The organism is Helicobacter burdigaliensis, assembly GCF_003670295.1.
Taxonomy (GTDB): domain Bacteria; phylum Campylobacterota; class Campylobacteria; order Campylobacterales; family Helicobacteraceae; genus Helicobacter_D; species Helicobacter_D burdigaliensis.
The window spans coordinates 1-16,814 of sequence record NZ_QXJG01000018.1; the positions used below are offsets into that span (position 1 = coordinate 1).

General features: G+C 32.2%; 18 protein-coding genes. 16 read left to right on the top strand and 2 right to left on the bottom strand.

What is annotated here, in order from left to right; genetic code table 11:
• The 15 genes from EBF09_RS06850 to gmhA2 form a co-directional block, all read left to right on the top strand.
• Positions 1-510, top strand: a 510-nt coding sequence (locus tag EBF09_RS06850) for a class I SAM-dependent methyltransferase (RefSeq protein ID WP_157978182.1), incomplete at its 5' end; no start/stop codon positions are given.
• A gap of 244 nt (positions 511-754) precedes the next feature.
• Positions 755-2,134: a mannose-1-phosphate guanylyltransferase/mannose-6-phosphate isomerase gene (locus tag EBF09_RS06855; RefSeq protein WP_121764388.1), complete on the top strand. Its 1,380-nt coding sequence runs from the start codon at positions 755-757 to the stop codon at positions 2,132-2,134.
• The gene (gmd, locus tag EBF09_RS06860; protein WP_121764389.1) at positions 2,135-3,274 is read left to right on the top strand and encodes a GDP-mannose 4,6-dehydratase; all 1,140 of its coding nucleotides are present in this window, start codon (positions 2,135-2,137) and stop codon (positions 3,272-3,274) included.
• 9 nt (positions 3,275-3,283) lie between these two features.
• Positions 3,284-3,610 carry a hypothetical protein gene (locus EBF09_RS09385; RefSeq protein ID WP_232817684.1) on the top strand — a complete coding sequence of 109 codons (327 nt, stop codon included), beginning with the start codon at positions 3,284-3,286 and terminating at the stop codon, positions 3,608-3,610.
• Positions 3,610-4,233 carry an FkbM family methyltransferase gene (locus EBF09_RS06865; protein WP_232817685.1) on the top strand — a complete coding sequence of 208 codons (624 nt, stop codon included), beginning with the start codon at positions 3,610-3,612 and terminating at the stop codon, positions 4,231-4,233. Before EBF09_RS09385 ends, EBF09_RS06865 begins: the two co-directional genes overlap by 1 nt.
• On the top strand, positions 4,233-5,282 hold the full coding sequence (locus EBF09_RS06870) for a GDP-L-fucose synthase family protein (protein ID WP_121764390.1): 1,050 nt from the start codon (positions 4,233-4,235) through the stop codon (positions 5,280-5,282). Before EBF09_RS06865 ends, EBF09_RS06870 begins: the two co-directional genes overlap by 1 nt.
• A 565-nt stretch (positions 5,283-5,847) precedes the next feature.
• Positions 5,848-6,954: a coiled-coil domain-containing protein gene (locus EBF09_RS06875; RefSeq protein ID WP_157978183.1), complete on the top strand. Its 1,107-nt coding sequence runs from the start codon at positions 5,848-5,850 to the stop codon at positions 6,952-6,954.
• A gap of 35 nt (positions 6,955-6,989) precedes the next feature.
• On the top strand, positions 6,990-7,256 hold the full coding sequence (locus tag EBF09_RS06880) for a hypothetical protein (RefSeq protein WP_121764392.1): 267 nt from the start codon (positions 6,990-6,992) through the stop codon (positions 7,254-7,256).
• A gap of 191 nt (positions 7,257-7,447) precedes the next feature.
• Positions 7,448-8,365 (top strand): sulfate adenylyltransferase subunit CysD, encoded by a 918-nt coding sequence (cysD, locus tag EBF09_RS06885; RefSeq protein WP_121764393.1) that lies wholly within the window; start codon positions 7,448-7,450, stop codon positions 8,363-8,365.
• Positions 8,365-9,789, top strand: coding sequence for a sulfate adenylyltransferase subunit CysN (gene cysN / locus EBF09_RS06890; protein WP_121764394.1), 1,425 nt, complete (start codon positions 8,365-8,367; stop codon positions 9,787-9,789). Before cysD ends, cysN begins: the two co-directional genes overlap by 1 nt.
• Complete coding sequence (locus tag EBF09_RS06895; RefSeq protein WP_121764395.1) at positions 9,786-11,501, top strand: SLC13 family permease; 1,716 nt, start codon at positions 9,786-9,788, stop codon at positions 11,499-11,501. The genes cysN and EBF09_RS06895 overlap by 4 nt, the downstream gene beginning before the upstream one ends.
• Positions 11,502-11,509: 8 nt before the next feature.
• Complete coding sequence (gene cysC / locus EBF09_RS06900; protein WP_121764396.1) at positions 11,510-12,106, top strand: adenylyl-sulfate kinase; 597 nt, start codon at positions 11,510-11,512, stop codon at positions 12,104-12,106.
• A complete protein-coding gene (locus EBF09_RS06905; RefSeq protein WP_121764397.1) occupies positions 12,103-12,411 on the top strand; it encodes a hypothetical protein in 309 nt (102 codons plus the stop codon). The genes cysC and EBF09_RS06905 overlap by 4 nt, the downstream gene beginning before the upstream one ends.
• A gap of 188 nt (positions 12,412-12,599) precedes the next feature.
• Positions 12,600-13,751: a coiled-coil domain-containing protein gene (locus EBF09_RS06910; protein ID WP_121764398.1), complete on the top strand. Its 1,152-nt coding sequence runs from the start codon at positions 12,600-12,602 to the stop codon at positions 13,749-13,751.
• Positions 13,752-13,871: 120 nt separating this feature from the next.
• Positions 13,872-14,465, top strand: a complete 594-nt coding sequence (gene gmhA2, locus EBF09_RS06915; RefSeq protein ID WP_232817686.1) for a D-sedoheptulose 7-phosphate isomerase — start codon at positions 13,872-13,874, stop codon at positions 14,463-14,465.
• Positions 14,466-15,057: 592 nt separating this feature from the next.
• On the opposite strand, the gene EBF09_RS06920 is transcribed toward gmhA2, so the two are convergent.
• A complete protein-coding gene (locus EBF09_RS06920; RefSeq protein WP_121764400.1) occupies positions 15,058-15,330 on the bottom strand; it encodes an EscU/YscU/HrcU family type III secretion system export apparatus switch protein in 273 nt (90 codons plus the stop codon).
• On the bottom strand, positions 15,330-15,944 hold the full coding sequence (ribE, locus tag EBF09_RS06925; protein WP_121764401.1) for a riboflavin synthase: 615 nt from the start codon (positions 15,942-15,944) through the stop codon (positions 15,330-15,332). Before ribE ends, EBF09_RS06920 begins: the two co-directional genes overlap by 1 nt.
• Positions 15,945-16,011: 67 nt before the next feature.
• Here ribE and EBF09_RS06930 point away from each other — a divergent pair, with 67 nt between their 5' ends.
• On the top strand, positions 16,012-16,809 hold the full coding sequence (locus EBF09_RS06930; protein WP_121764402.1) for a TatD family hydrolase: 798 nt from the start codon (positions 16,012-16,014) through the stop codon (positions 16,807-16,809).
• Positions 16,810-16,814: the final 5 nt, after the last annotated feature.

Below are 16,814 nucleotides of genomic sequence, written 5' to 3' on the forward strand. Positions count from 1 at the left end.
CCCCCCCCCCCCCCCCCCCCCCCCCCCCCCCCCCCCCCCCCCCCCCCCCCCCCCCCCCCCCCCCCCCCCCAAAAATATGATATTATAACAGCTTTTCATGTAGTAGAGCATTTGCAAGATCCCATTATAATATTAAAAGAGCTTTCTGCTTGTTTAAAAGAAAATGGAAAAATGATTATAGAAGTTCCTAACGCAAATGATGCATTACTTACCATCTATAAAAATAAAGCATTTAGGGAGTTTACTTACTGGAGCCCACATCTTTATCTTTATAGCCTTCATACACTAAGACTACTTGGGGAAAAAGCAGACTTAAAAGTTGAGTTTGTAAAATGTATCCAAAGATATCCCTTATCAAATACTCTCTATTGGCTTAGTAATGGACTTCCTGCGGGACAAAAGCATTGGGGGAATTTTATAGATAATCCTATTTTACAAAATGCTTATGAGCAAACTTTAGCATCACTAGGTACAACAGATACATTAATAGCACAATTTAGTTTAAAATAATAATAAGAAAACTGAGATTAATGAAAGTGTTATTAATATATGATTATCTGTATTCTTACTATATTAGTGTCAAAAAAGTAGCGGATGAGTTTTGTAAAAGCTTAAATCTAAAAGCATTTCAATAGGTAATGTTTTTAGTGTAATGACCGCAAAAAGATGAATTATATAAATTAAGAATAATTAGTTTCTTGTTATTTTAGGAATCTTACAGTATCCTTTGTTCTAAAAAACAAGGGATTCATAAATGACAAATATCCTTCTTTGTGGTGGTAGTGGCACGAGGCTTTGGCCTCTAAGTAGGGCAAATATGCCCAAGCAGTTTTTACAGATTTTTAATAAAAAATCTTTATTTTTATTAACATTGGAGAGAAACTTAAAAATTTGTTCGCAAGCTTTAGTAGTTTCTAATGAAGAGCAGTATTTTTTAGCATTGGAACAAGCGCAAGACTACCTAAAAGATGAAAAGGTGAAATTTTATTTAGAAACAAGTGCTAGAAATACCGCAGCGGCTATTACTCTTGCATGCTTGAGTTTGGAAAAAGATGAAATAGTGTTGGTAACACCAAGTGATCATTTAATTAAAGATGAGAAAGCTTATCAAGAGGTTGTTAAAAAAGCAGAAGAATTTGCCAAGACAAATAATCTGGTAACTTTTGGGATTATGCCAAGCTATGCAGAAACAGGATATGGGTATATCAAAAGTCAAAATATTTATGAAGTGGAAAAGTTTATAGAAAAGCCATCTTTACAAAAGGCGCAAGAATTCTTACAAGAAGGTAATTATTTTTGGAATTCTGGCATGTTTTGCTTTCGTGTTGGATATTTCTTGGAGCAAATGAAAATTCATGCAAATGATATTTATGAAGATTCGCTAAATGCTTATCAAAACGCACTTAAGATGAGTGATTTTATAAAGTTTAAAAAAGAAGATATGGAGCAAATTCCAAGTTTAAGCATTGATTATGCATTGATGGAAAGAGCTAAAGAAGTAAAGGTTGTCCCAAGTGATATAGGTTGGAGTGATGTTGGAAGCTTTGAGAGTTTATCTAAAGAATTTCAAACAGATGAGAATGGAAATTACACAAATGCAAAAACAAAATTTTTAGATTCCAAAAATATTTTTTGTTTGGCAGAGAAAAATAAATTTATAGCAACCATTGATATAGAAGATTTGTTTATCATAGATACACAAGATGCACTTCTAGTGGGGAAGAAAACTTCAGCTCAAAAGGTAAAAAATATTTATGAAAGCATTAAAAGCAATAGTTCTTTAAGTCAAAATCACCTAACAACCTATCGTCCATGGGGTAGTTTTACGATTTTAGAAGATGAGAGGGGATATAAGATTAAACGCATTGAGGTAAAACCAGGCAAGAGACTATCGCTCCAAAAGCATATGCATAGAAATGAGCATTGGATTGTGTTAAGTGGTACAGCAAGCGTGGAGATAGAAGGCAAAGAGTGTCTAGTAAGACCTAACGAATCCATTTATATCAAAATGGGACAAGCTCATCGCCTAAGCAATTATGGTAAAATACCCATTGTAATGATTGAAGCGCAAGTTGGGGAATATACAGGCGAGGATGATATTATAAGAATAGAAGATGATTATAAAAGGAATTAAATGAGTAAAAAGATAGCGTTAATTACAGGTGTAACAGGACAAGATGGAGCTTATTTGGCAGAATTTTTGTTGAATAAGGGTTATGAAGTACATGGGATTAAGAGAAGAAGTTCTTTGTTTAATACAGATAGAATAGATCATTTATTTGAAGGACATAAGAAGCAAAACGATTTTTATCTGCATTATGGAGATATGACAGATTCTATGAATCTTACGCGTTTAATTGCAGAAATTAAGCCAGATGAGATTTATAATCTAGCAGCCCAAAGCCATGTGCATGTGAGCTTTGAAACTCCAGAATACACTGCAAATGCAGATGGAATAGGGACTTTGAGGATTTTAGATGCTGTGAGATTTTTAAGATTAAATGATAAAACTAAAATTTATCAAGCCTCTACTTCAGAGCTTTTTGGAAAAGTGCAAGAGATTCCACAAAGTGAAAAAACCCCTTTTTATCCCAGAAGTCCTTATGCGGTGGCTAAGATGTATGCATATTGGATTACTATAAATTATAGAGAAGCTTACAATATGTTTGCTTGTAATGGAATTTTATTTAACCATGAAAGCCCTATTAGGGGTGAAACTTTTGTAACGCGAAAAATCACAAGAGCGGTTTCTAAGATTGCGCTAAATTTAGAAGATATGCTTTATCTTGGGAATTTAGATGCTAAAAGGGATTGGGGACATGCTAAAGACTATGTAAAGATGATGTGGATGATTTTGCAATACAAGAGGGCAGAAGATTGGGTTATTGCTACTGGCAAGACTACAAAAGTTAGGGATTTTGTGGAATTGGCATTTCTTTATTGTGGGATAAAGATAAGATTTGAAGGAGAGGGAATAGAAGAAAAAGGGATTATAGATAGCTTTGATATACAAAGAACAGAAGAGCTAGGACTTAATCTGTCACATCTTAAAGTTGGGCAGGTTGTAGTTCAAGTCAATCCTAGATACTTTAGACCTACTGAAGTGGATTTGCTTTTGGGCGATCCTAGCAAGGCCGAAAGAGAACTTGGCTGGAGTAGGGAATTTGAACTTAAAGATTTAGTAAATGATATGATGCAAAGCGATTTAAAACTTATGAATAAAGATGTTTATCTTAAAAAAGGTGGATATAAAATAATGAGGTATTATGAATAGGAGTAAAAAATGCAAAATCTAGAAAAGCTTTTACAAGAATTAAATAAAAAGATAGAACTTAGCAATCAGCTAAATTATTGTAATTTGATGTCAAATATCATTGCAGAATCTGAAATTAACAAAGGAGATAAGCAGATTTTACTTTTGCTTCTACAAGATAGGGATAGAAATTATATTCGTATTAATCATAACGACCAAGTTTTTGAAAATATTGCAAAATATCTTAAGCTAATCCAACCTCTTGCAGTGCCAGATGAAGAGCTAGTGCGTGTAGGTGGTAAGGGTGATGGTGGATATGTGATGTATAATAAGAACCTAGCGGGGGGGGGGGCTTAATGGATAGTAAAGCTCTCTCTTTAGGGGTTAGTGAGAGTTCTCCATGGGATTTAGAAATGGCGGAGCGAGGATATGAGGTGATAGAGTATGATGCGAGTATTGAAAAATGTCCTTATAACCATAAAAATATCATATTTCATAAAAAATTCATCGGAATAGAAAATAATGAAAATACAATTACACTGGAACAAGCTATTAGAGAGAATAAAATAAGTGAAAATAAGGAAAATATCCTGCAATGTGATATTGAAAATGCAGAATGGGGAATGCTAGAGGGGATTGATATAGAGCTTTTAAGCAAGAATTTTACGCAAGTAATTTTTGAATTTCATGGGTGCAACCCAGAAGAGCAAGAGGGAGTAGAACTACGCACAAGGCAACTAGCGCGATTAAAAGAGTATTTTGTGCCTATCCATACGCATTTAAATAATCATGGAAAAATCTTTTACTCTCAAGGGCTTTTTTGGAGCACAACGATTGAAGTTAGCTATTTAAGAAAAGATATTGCAACCAAGTTTTTACAAAATGGATATAGAAAAATAGCAGGTAATATTGAAGGGCTTGATTATCCTTCATTTGCTTCTAATCCTGAAATCCCATTGCGATTTGAAAGGATAGAATAATGAATAAGGATTCTAGAATTTATATTGCAGGGCATAGAGGACTGGTAGGTTCTGCAATATTGGAGAATTTGAAAAATAAGGGCTATAATAATCTAATTTTTAAAACGCATTCTGAGCTTGATTTGACAAATCAAGAAGCAGTAACAAAGTTTTTTAAACAGGAGAAAATAGAATATGTATTTTTAGCAGCTGCTAAAGTAGGTGGAATAGTGGCAAATAATACCTATCGAGCAGATTTTATCTATGAAAATTTAATGATTCAAAACAATGTTATTCATAATTCTTATTTAAGTGGTGTTAAAAAGCTTTTGTTTTTGGGTTCTACTTGTATTTATCCTAGAGAGTGTACACAGCCTATCAAAGAAGAATATTTGCTAACAAGTGAGCTAGAATATACAAACGAGCCTTATGCGTTGGCAAAAATTGCTGGAATTAAGATGTGTGAAAGCTATAATCTGCAATATGGGACGAATTTTATTAGTGTAATGCCTACAAATTTATATGGGAGCAATGATAATTTTAATTTGCAAAATTCTCATGTTTTGCCAGCTTTGATTAGAAAAATGCATTTAGCAAAAATTTTGCAAGAGAAAGGAATTTTAGAGGTGCAAAAGTTGCTAGAAGGTATTAAAGATGTAGAATTATATTTAAAGAATTTTGGTATTAGTAGAGAATTTGTAGATATTTGGGGCAGTGGGAAGCCACGAAGAGAATTTTTGCATAGTGCTGATATGGCAGATGCTTGTGTATTTGTAATGGAAAATATAGATTTTAAGGATATTTGCGGTAGTGGCGAGATTAAAAATACACATCTTAATATAGGAGTGGGTGAGGATATTTCTATTAAAGAGTTAGCAGAGCTAGTAAGAGAGATAGTGGACTATAAAGGAGAGCTTATGTGTGATAGCGCGAAGCCAGATGGCACAATGCAGAAGCTAACAGATTGCACTAAAATTCATAGTCTTGGTTGGAGGGCTAAAATTGGACTAAAAGAGGGTATAAAAAGTGTGTATGGGTGGTATTTAGAACAGGTTAGTTTAAGACAGTAAGGATTTATTGAAAAAATAGTAAAATTTTTATATTATTTAAGATGAAATTATAATATATAGAAGGAATAAAATGACAGCTTATGTGCATGTTGGTACACCTAAAACTGCAACTACAACTATACAGAAATTTCTAAATCACAACTATAAAATTCTCCTTAACAAAGGATTTTTATATCCACAAAGTATTGTTAACTCAAACTGTAATCATCAATATCTTGTTAATCTTTGTAGAAAATATTGCGGTGTTGATGAGTTTAAATTTATTAAAGATATTCCTTATCTAAAATTAATCAGGGAACTTAATAACCATAATAAAGGAAAAGTAATTTTTTCTTCTGAAGGTTTTTCATTTGCTACAAGTAGCCAAGAAAAGAGACAAATAAAAGATATTTTATATTCATTGGGGCTTAATAAAGTATATATTATTATTTATGTGAGAGAGACATGTGATTTTTTAAAATCTTTTATTTCCCAAGCAGTCAAAGGGGGTGATGTTCCTAATTATTTTTTGGAAATAGCAACAAAAAATCATCATAATATTGACTTGTTGGATATAAGGAAATATTTGCATGATTTAACTAATGTCTTTGGCAAAGATAATTTAATTGTAAGACTTTTTGATAAAAATGAATTTAAAGATGGGGATTTATTAAAAGATTTTGTGGATGCTATAGGTTTAGGATGGGATGAGAATTTTATAATTCCGGAAAATCAAAATGAAGCTTTGGATTTATTAGGCATGAAATTACAGCATTCTCTTAATAAAATTTTTAGAGGTTGGATGGAACCAAATAGGGTCTTAATGAGAGGATTGTCTCAAAAGCACTTCTCATCTAACGACAAGGAATTAAAATTCTCTCCCCCAAAAGAAATCCTACAATCCTACATAGACTATTTTGAGGAATCTAACGAATGGGTAAGAAAGGAATTTTTCCCCCACAAAGAAAGACTATTTACTAAAAAAGATCTAACTAACTATAAAGAAAACTATGAATTAAAAGAAATGAAACCAGAATATTGGGATAGAATAGCTGCATTTATAGCAGATATTGTTAAAACAAAAAACCAAGCAATCACTAACAAAGACAATCTCATCAAACAAAAAGACACACAACTTCAAACCCTCCAATCTAAAATTAATACTCTAACCCACCAAAACACCCAATTAAATAACACCATTAACTCTATCCCCCATAAAAAAGCAAATTTAGAATTAGAATCCTTACAACTAGATATTGCAAATAAAAAACTAAATCTCAAAAAACAAGAAAAAGAATTAGGAATTAAACTAAGTAAATTAGAACCTAAAATCATTCTAAATCTAATCAATCCTAATTCAGCTACACAAAGAATCAAAAACCAACTCTCTTATAAATTAGGAGTAGCATTAATCAATAATTCTAAATCTCTACTAGGATATATAAGAATGCCCTATGTATTATCCTATATAAAAGAAACCCATCAAAAAGAACAAGAACTCTATAAACAAAGCATCACTCAAAACCCCAATCTAAAACTACCTCCACTAGAATCTTATCCAGATTATGAGGAAGCAATAAAAATCAAAAACCATCTAACCTACAAACTAGGAGAAGCACTCATAAAAGCAAATAATGTGCGGGAGGGGGGCAAAAATACTCTCCTTTATCCGCTTCTTAAAAGAAGTGCGTAGGTTGAAGAGGGAATACAAAAATAAAAGGCTTTAAAATGATAAAGCCTTTAAATAATCCACTAAATTCTTATAGTTACATAGCATTATCCACAAATAAAACAAAACATAAAATTATTATAGAATCTTTTTGTAAGTTAAGGCAGTTTAAAGATTTGCTTTGTGGGGTAGCTATTTGTCGCCACGAAACCTCTGTAAGAGGCTATGGTAGTCTAAAGAGTAACCCACAATGTCATCACGAGCAAGGCAAAACCTTGCGTGGTGAGCTTAAAGAGATTGCTTCGTCGTTTCACTCCTCGCAATGACAGGTAGAAAAGTATCATTGCATGGCACTAAGGACTTAAAAATTATATAGAGAGGTTATAAAAATGCTTATGATATAATTTTAAAATTTAAAAAAGTTACAAAGTGCAAAAAGAGTGTGTTATAAAAAGTTGTTAGCTTTTAAAAATATAAATATTTCATAAAAGCTTAAAAAATAAATAGGAGAAAAAACATGGATAAATTTATACTAAATAATCACTCTCATTTGGAATATTTAGAATCAGAATCCATACATATTATACGCGAAGTTATAGCAGAGTTTGAAAAACCTGCTATGCTTTATAGCGTAGGCAAGGACAGCTCGGTGATGCTTCATCTTTTGCAAAAAGCATTTTACCCTGCTATACCTCCGCTTCCTTTGGTGCATGTAGATACTACATGGAAATTTAAAGAAATGATAGAATTTCGCGATAAAAGAGCTAAAGAGCTTGGGTTAGAGCTTATTGTTTATCAAAATCCTAAAATCAAAGAATTAAACCTTTCTCCATTTATTCATGGCTCATCTATGCACACGGACATTGCTAAAACACAAGGTTTAAAGCAAATGCTTGACTTGTATCAATTTGATGCAGTATTTGGTGGAGCAAGAAGAGATGAAGAAAAATCAAGAGCAAAAGAGAGGATTTACTCTTTTCGTGATGTAAATCATGCTTGGGATCCTAAAAACCAACGCCCAGAGTTATGGAATATTTACAATGGTCGCCACAAAAGTGGCGAATCTATAAGAGTTTTTCCACTTAGTAATTGGACAGAACTTGATATTTGGCAATATATTTATAAGGAAAATATTCCTATACCAAGTCTTTATTTTGCTAAAAAGCGTCCAGTGGTGGAGTATATGGGAACTAAAATTTTAGTAGATGATGAGCGAATGCCAAAAGAGCTTGCTACAAATGCCAAAGAAGAACTCGTGCGTTTTAGAACTTTGGGGTGTTATCCGCTAACAGGAGCTATAAATTCAAGCGCTAGTAGCATTTTAGAGATCATCGAAGAGCTTTTGCGCTTACAAACAAGCGAAAGACAAGGCAGGCTTATAGATAGCGATGAAGAAGCAAGTATGGAAAAGAAGAAAAAAGAGGGGTATTTTTAATGGATTTAAATGTAGAAAAATACTTAAAAGAACATGAAAATAAAGAGCTTTGCAGGTTTATTACTTGCGGTAGTGTAGATGATGGAAAATCCACTCTTATAGGTAGAATGCTTTATGATTCTAAAATGCTTTTTGAAGATCAATTAAATGCTTTGCAAAAAGATAGTAAAAAAATAGGCACTAGAGGAGAAAAGCTGGATTTTGCACTTTTAGTAGATGGACTTGAAAGTGAAAGAGAGCAAGGAATTACGATAGATGTGGCTTATCGCTTCTTCACTAGCAAAAAAAGAAAATTCATTATAGCAGACACTCCAGGGCATGAGCAATACACTAGAAATATGGCAACAGGTGCTAGCACAGCAGACATTGCTATAATTTTAATAGATGCTAGAAAGGGGGTTTTAACCCAAACTAAAAGACATTCTTATATTGCAAGTTTATTGGGAATTAGACAATTTATCATTGCGGTAAATAAAATGGATTTAGTGGATTTTAAGCAAGATGTTTTTGAAGCAATTTGTAAGGATTATCAAAAAATTATTCCTTATTTGCAAAATTCACAAGATATTAATTTTAATTTTGTGCCCATATGTGCAGTAGATGGAGATAATATCACTTTTAGGAGCGCTAATACTCCTTGGTATAGTGGAAAAACCCTATCAGAGCTTTTAGATACTTTGCCTATTATTAGCACAAATACTAATGAGTTTATTATGAGTGTGCAGTATGTCAATCGTCCGCATTTAAATTTTAGGGGGTTTTGTGGAAATATTGCAAGTGGGAGTGTGAAGGTGGATGATGAAATTGTGGTTTTACCTTCATTAAAAATAAGTAAAATAAAGGAAATTATCACACCAGATATAAAAAATTTAAAAGCGTTAAATAAAGATGAAAAAGCACAAAGTGCTAAAAATGCAAGTTTCCCAAGTGCCATTACGCTAACTTTGCAAGATGAGATAGATATTTCAAGAGGAGATGTTATTGCTTCTAAAAGTGCAAATATAGAAATCTCAAATGCTTTTAAAGCTATGATTGTGTGGATGAGTGAAAAAAGCTTAAAATTAAATGAAAATTATTTGATTAAAATTGCAAATTTAAGCACGAGTGTTATTTTAAGCAAAATTGATTTTAAAAAGGATATTAACACCTTTGAAGAATCTCAAAGTGATGCATTAGGACTTAATGATATTGCCAAATGCACCTTAAAGCTTAGTAAAAAAGTAGCCCTAAAAGCTTATAGGGAAAATAAAACTTTAGGTAGCTTTATAATTATAGACAAATATTCTAATGAAACCCTTGCAGCAGGTATGGTAGAAGAAATTTTAGAAAATGAAGAAAATACTAGAAATTATACCCAAGCAGAAATTGAACTCAATGCTTATATAAGAAAAAACTATCCTGAATGGGAGTGTAAAACAATATGAAAATCATTGTAGCATTAAGTATTTTAGTTCTATTAGCCTTACTTGTTAGTGGAAAGGTTAGGGCTTCTTTGCTGTTTTTAGGGGTTGCTTTGTTGTATTATCTTTTAGGATATTTGGATTTAAAGACTTTTCTTGGAGCATATACAAGCGATTCTTTGGTGGTTTTAGTGCTTTTATTGCTCGTGTCTGTTGTGATAGAAAAAAGTGTATTTATGGGATATATTTCAAAATTTATCATTAGCAAAAATTATTATTTTTCACTTTTTAGGCTAGGGATTATTGTGAGTGCAATTTCTGCATTTTTAAACAATACTGCCGTAGTTGCAAGCTTTATGAGTTTAATCAAAAACAATAAATTCCAAACTCCCTCACGCCTTTTAATCCCGCTTTCTTATTTTTCTATAGTCGGTGGGACAATGACGCTAATAGGAACTTCTACAAATTTGATTGTAAATTCTTTTGTAGTGCAGAATGGGTTAGAAAGTCTTAAGATTTTTGATTTTTTTGCAGTTGGAATTTGCATAAGCTTGGGTGTGCTTGTGGTTTTGATGTTTTTTAGTTTTTTATTGCCTAGCTATGAAGATAAAGAGAAAGAAGTTAAAGATTATCTAATAAGTGCTGAAGTTTTAGATGATAGCCCATTAATCGGCAAAAGCATTGAAAAAAATGGTTTAAGAAAGTTAGAATATTTATTTTTAATAGAAATAGAAAGAGAAGGGATGAGTATCTCTCCTGTGGGATCTAGTGAGATTATTTGCAAGGGGGATAAATTAGTTTTTAGCGGGGATGTAGCCCATTTAGAAATTTTAAAGGAATTTAAAGGGTTAGAAGTAGGCAAACAAGATGTTAAAATGCAAGATTTAGAGTTAATAGATGTTGTGATTAGTCCAGAATCAAATTTGATAGGCAAAAGCGTAAAGGAAGTTAATTTTAGAACTAAATTTGATGCAGGGATTATTGCTTTAAAAAAGGGCTCACAAAATATCTCTAAAATTGGTAAAAGTATTTTAAATACAGGAGATAGGTTGATTTTAAGTGTAGGAAAGGACTTTAAAACTAGAGAAAATATTTTAAAAAATTTTTATATTATCTCAAACATTGATAAATTTAAAAAATTAAATAAATTGCAAAGCTTATTTGTGGTGTTAGGATTTTTAGGAATTATTGCTTTATCGGCTTTGGGTGTGTTTTCTTTACTTAAAGCATTGATTGTGTTTTTATTATTTTTACTCATGCTAAAATTTGTCAAATTTGACGAACTAAAAAGGCGTTTTCCTTTAGAAATTTTTATCATTGTAGGTTCTTCACTTGCTATTACTAAAGTTTTAATAGATAGTGGTTTGGCTAAAGATTTTGCCACTCTTATTATAGGTGTTTTTGGAGAATATGGGGTATATGGAAGCTTTGTGGGGATTTATCTTTTAACCTTGCTTTTAACAGAAATGATTACAAACAACGCTGCAGCTGCCCTTGCTTTTCCCATAGGATTTGCCACTGCACAGAGCTTAGGAGTTAGTCCTATGCCCTTTATTTTTGCGGTAGCTTATGGGGCAAGTTGTGGCTTTATGATGCCACATGGCTATCAAACACATTTAATGGTAAGCTCTATGTGTGGTTATAAGACAACAGACTTTGTGAAAATCGGTTTTGTGGTATCTTTGACTTATTCATTGATAGTTTTATCAGTTACTCCGATATTTTTTAAATTTTAAGGATTAAAATGGATAAAAATTTAACTTGGCACGCTACGAAAGTCACTCAACAAGAAAGATCTAAGCTAAAGGGGCAAAAGCCGTGTGTGTTGTGGCTAACAGGACTTAGCGGAAGCGGTAAATCTACTCTAGCAAATGCACTAGAGCAAAGATTATTTTCTATGGGTTATCATACTTATCTTTTAGATGGGGACAATGTGCGTCATGGGCTTAATAAAGATTTGGGTTTTGATGAGGATTCAAGAGTAGAGAACATAAGGCGTATAGGGGAAGTTTGCAAGCTCTTTGTGGATGCTGGACTTATTGTGCTTTGTGCTTTTATTTCTCCTTTTGAGAGGGAAAGAAAAATGGTAAGAGATCTTTTTGAAAAAGAAGAGTTCATAGAGGTATTTGTCGATACACCTTTAGAGCTTTGCGAAAAAAGAGATCCCAAAGGGCTTTATAAAAAGGCTAGAAATGGAGAGATTAAAAATTTCACGGGCATAGATAGCCCTTATGAGACACCAGAAAATCCGGAAATTCACATAATTTCAGCGGATTTAGAGGAAAATGTGGATATGATTTTAAGACTTTTGAGTGAGAAATTGGAGTTTAGAAATAGATGACAGCTTATGTGCATATAGGGACGCCGAAAACAGGGACAACAACGATACAAAAATTTTTAGAATTAAATTATAATAACTTATTAGATAATAATTATTTATTCCCTCTAACAGCAAGAAATTGTGGTCAACATTTTCCGCTTTTAAGGTTGTGTTTTGGCAATAAAAAAGAATTATGTGTGCATTCTTCACTTGAGAGAATTCTTGAAACAAATGAAGTAATAGACAAACTATCATTAGTAATTATAAAGAAGAAATTCAAAAAAACAATGTTGATAATATTGTTTTTAGCTCGGAATGTTTTGTAAAAGATATAGAATGTTATGAAGAACTAAATATTTTAAAAGAGATTTTAAAAAAGATTGAAATCAAAAAGATAAAAATTATTATCTATTTAAGAGAACAGGTAAATTTTATTTCTTCTTGGCATTCTCAGGATATAAAACACGGTGGATATAGGAATGATTATGTAAAAAATGTAACAAGTTGGACATGTTTGGAAAAACAATGTAATTATCAAGATATAATAGAGAAATATTTAAAGATTTTTGGCAAAGAAAATTTAATTGTAAGACTTTTTGATAAAAATGAATTCAAAGAGGGAGATTTGCTAAAAGATTTTGTGGATGCTATTGGATTAGAATGGAGTGATAATTTTATAATTCCAGATGCGGAAAATGAGAGTTTGGATTTAATGGGCATGGAATTACTAAAGGGGTTAAATAGAGTGATACCAAGATTTTTAAGCAATTATAATTTGGATCCAAGTAGAATTGAAATTCAGGAGACTATTCAAAAAGTTTTTGTAGGTACTAATAATGAAGAAATGAAATTTAAAATGCCTTTATGTTCAGTGAAATTTCTTGTAGACTATTTTGAAGAATCTAATGAATGGGTAAGAAAAGAATTTTTTCCTCATAAAGAAAGATTGTTTCCTAAAAAAGATTTAACTAATTATAAAGAAAATTATGAACTCAAAGAAATGAAACCAGAGTATTGGGATAGAATTGCTGAATTTATAGCTGATATTGTTAAAACAAAAAATCAAAATATCACAGATAAAACTAATATTATTCAAAATAAAGATAAGGTTATTACTAAGCAAACAACTCAAATAGAATCCCTGCAAACAACTATAAAAGAAAAAGACCAAATTATAGATTCTAATATCAATCAAATTAATCAATTGCAAAATGATATACAAGAAAAATCAACTCAACTCAATCAAATTCAATCACTAAACAAAACTTTATCTTTCCAAACCAAATATGGCACAGCCACACAAAGAATCAAAAACCAACTCTCTTATAAACTAGGACAAGCTATGATAAGTAATTCTAAATCTTTACTAGGATATATAAGAATGCCCTATGTCTTATCCTATATAAAAGAAACCCACCAAAAAGAACAAGAACTCTGTAAACAAAGCATAGCACAAAACCCAAATCTAAAACTACCCCCACTAGAATCCTATGAAGATTATAAAGAAGCAATAAAAATTAAAAACCATCTAACCTACAAACTAGGAGCAGCACTTATAAAGGCAAATAATGTGCGGGGGGGGGGGGCGATATTTGCATATATTGGCTTCCTAAAAGAAGTGCGTAGGTTGAAAAGGGAGTATAGGGAAAAGCAGAAAAATAAATAATGTATTTTTTTGTTTAATTGTTTAAGAGAATTGATTTTTGGATAGAATTTTATAAAAATGCAATTTATTTAAAAGTCAGCAAATCTTTTCTATAATGATAGAATGAATAGGAGTAAGATTATGCAAAATTTAGAAAACTACATCAAAAACCAAATCCAAGATTCTATTGAAACAAAAACAAAAATTTTAAATGATGATAATTTAGTAGAGCTTATCAAAAAAGCTTCACTAGAAGTCATAAAAGCTTATAAAAATGGTAACAAAACTTTACTAGCAGGAAATGGCGGAAGCGCAGCTGATGCACAACACATCGCAGGAGAATTTGTAAGTAGATTTTATTTTGATAGACCAGGTATCCCAAGTATTGCTTTAAGCACAGACACTAGCATACTTACAGCCATAGGAAATGATTATGGTTATGAAAATTTATTTTCTAGACAAGTGCAAGCACAAGGCGTTAAAGGTGATGTTTTTATAGGAATTTCAACCAGTGGAAATAGCAAAAATATCATCAAAGCCTTAGAAATTTGCAAAGAAAAAGGAATTTTTAGCATAGGCTTAAGCGGATCTAGTGGTGGGGCTATGAATGAGCTTTGTGATATTTGCATCAAAGTTCCTAGTTCTTGCACTCCTAGAATCCAAGAATCGCATATTGTTATTGGACATATTATTTGTGCTATTGTTGAAGAAGAGCTTTTTGGGAAAGGGTTTTAAGATAAAGACAATCTCTTTTTAGAGGTAAAGTTGTGTTTGCAAGGGTATGCATGATATAATTGCTTGAAATCTTGGATTAATATAATAAGTATGCTCCCCTTGCATTGCTATACTTTGTATTTGTTTATCACATAATGCTATGAGTTGCTTTGTATTTTTAAGCAACAAAGTCATCTAAAAAGATTAGTATATAAACCTAAGAACTATTATTGTTATGAGATTTATACAAGTAAAGCGTTATCTACAAGCAATAGTGAAGTGTAAAACCGCTCGTTAGATTCCAAAACATATGATTTGACTTTATAAAAAACTTTTAAAAATGATATTTGCTAAAATTTGTTATGATTTTTGTGTTTTAAAATCTTATTAAGTCCATAGATTGCGATATTCCTCCACGCTTTATGCATTGTTATAAAGGGAAGGGGTTAAAACTTGCTAAATTTTTGCGGTGATAAGCGGTAAAATTGTGGGCAATGCTTTAATTGTAACTTCAAGGGAAAGAATAAATTTTTAAGCACTTGCTTTTAGCAACAATATGAATTAAAGCTAGTTTGTTTATGAAAGCTAAGTTTTTTGATTTTTTTAAGGGTAGCTATTTACTAGCTTGTGCTTTTGCTTCAGTTTTATAAAGCCATATAAACACCTCCACCACTGCTTTATAAAGCTCAGGCGGTATTTCTTCATCAATTTCTAAATGGATAAGTGAATCCACTAACGCCTTGCTTTGAAAAAGAGGTATATCAAACTCTTTTGCTTTTTCTATAATGCGTTCTGCAAGCAAGCCTTCCCCTTTAGCTAGGACTTTTGGGGCGCGTTGTTTGTTTTGCTCATAGGCTAGGGCGACGGCTTTTTGTGTAGGTTTCATTAGTAGCTTCCTAAGATTTTATCTATGCTTTCCCAGCTTAACTTATTTTTATTTTTGTTGTCTAGAAAGTGTTTTAGCATTCTTGCAAACATATCAGTTTCTATATTTACTTGCATACCTTCTTGATAGCGAGCAAAAAGCGTTTGTTTTAGGGTGTGGGGAATAATTGTGAGACGGATTTTATCTTCTAAAACTTCATTGATGGTTAGGCTAACTCCATTGATTGCTATGCTACCTTTTGGAATGCAAAGTTCTAAAAGCTCACTATTTAAGCTTATATAAAAGTCAGTGCCAATACTATGGGGTATAATTTTGCTAATTATCCCAATTCCATCAATATGTCCTTGCACGATGTGCCCATCCAGTCTATCGCTAAGGGTTAGGGCAGGTTCAATATGCACTAAATTTTTGTAAGTTTCTATGGCAATTTTGTTTTGTGTTTCTTCGCTTAGCTCTAGGCTAAACCCCTTTGTATAAATCTCCACTGCAGTTAGACAAGCACCATTTACAGCGATACTATCGCCAATTTTAGGTTTATAATATGCCTTTAGGACAAGGAGATTATTTTGCAAGGATTGCACTTTGGCAAACTCTCTTATTAAGCCCGTAAACATCAAAAATCCTTAGCTTTTTAAGATAATTTAGGTATGATTTTAGCATAAAATTATTTAAGGAAAGAAAATGGAGCTTTGTGATACACATTGTCATTTAGATGATTTAGTTTTTAAAGAAGATTTTGATTTGATGATAAAGCGTGCAAAAGAGCAGGGGATTACGCGTTTTATTATCCCAGCAGCTCATCCACAAGATTTGCAAAGAGCCAAAGAGTTATCCCATAAATATGAAGAAATTTATTTTGCGAGTGGATTGCACCCAAATTATGCACATTTATATGATGAGGAGTTTTTAGAAAGTTTTGTGAGTGATGAAAAATGCGTGGCTATTGGAGAGTGTGGGCTGGATTATTATAGAATAGATGAGGCTTTAGAAGAGATGGGATTAGATTCTAAAGAAGAGCTTAAAAATGTGCAAAAAAGGGCATTTGTCGCACAAATTAAACTTGCTATTAAATACAAGCTCCCCTTAATCGTGCATATTAGAGAGGCAAGCAATGATAGCTTGGAGATTTTAAGCGAGTATGCTAAGGATTTAAATGGAGGAGTTTTGCATTGCTTTAATGCAGATTCACAGCTTCTTTCATTGGCAAAGCACCGCTTTTTTTATGGGATTGGAGGGGTTTTAACCTTTAAAAATGCTAGAAAACTTGTAGAAGTTTTACCTAAAATCCCTCTAAATGCCATGCTTTTAGAGACGGATGCACCCTATCTCACTCCACACCCTTTTAGAGGCAGCAGGAATGAGCCTAGCTATATTCCTTTGGTTTTGGAAAAAATGAGCGAGATTTTAGGAGTCTCTAAAGAAGAGCTAAAGAAGCAAATTATTAGTAACACAAAAGAGCTTTTTAAAAAGGTTGGCTAGAAAAG